This window comes from Shewanella sp. M-Br, assembly GCF_036245925.1.
Lineage (GTDB): Bacteria > Pseudomonadota > Gammaproteobacteria > Enterobacterales > Shewanellaceae > Shewanella > Shewanella oncorhynchi.
In genome coordinates, this window is record NZ_BJBV01000064.1 from 1 (window position 1) to 549 (window position 549).

Here is a 549-nt window from a genome sequence, read left to right on the forward strand (position 1 = left end):
GCCTTGTCTAAAGCGCGTTGAACTCCCGCTGAATGAACAGATATTTAATACGATTGGTATTAATCATTGAGGTTTGTATGCCGTGCCCTCGCAGAACTCAGATGAGTTTTGAACATACTCTTTAAAATCAGTCTCCACTTCCCTCACTGGCCATCTAGCTACTTTTATTACTTTCCTTAAAACTGCTTCAGTAAATATTCGCTTGAGGGTAGGCCGAGAGCATATTATGTTGCTGATTTAAAATGGATGGCTGGATTTACTGCTTAGCGATGACCACGCTACAAGTAGAGTCTACCGAGAGGTAACAGGATGAACAATAAAGCAGCGCCGCAGCAGTCGGCGTCGACAGAGCAAGACACACAACCGTTGAACGACAGCCGGTATGAAGATCTGCCGCGCAGTGAGTACCTGCAATTACCCCAAGAGGAGCAAGACCGGCTCAATAAGCTACGTCAGCAGCGGGTGCGTGAGGCGCCCACCCTCTATGAGTGGGATATTAGGGTAGCGACCGTGTATGGCATGGGGTGGCTCGTTGTCATTATTCCCTGC

Annotated in this window: 1 pseudogene; it reads left to right on the plus strand. The window is 48.3% G+C overall.

Features of this window, described 5'->3' with window-relative positions:
• Positions 1-366: 366 nt before the first annotated feature.
• Positions 367-549: pseudogene (locus AAA952_RS22315) on the plus strand (hypothetical protein); the annotation flags it as partial.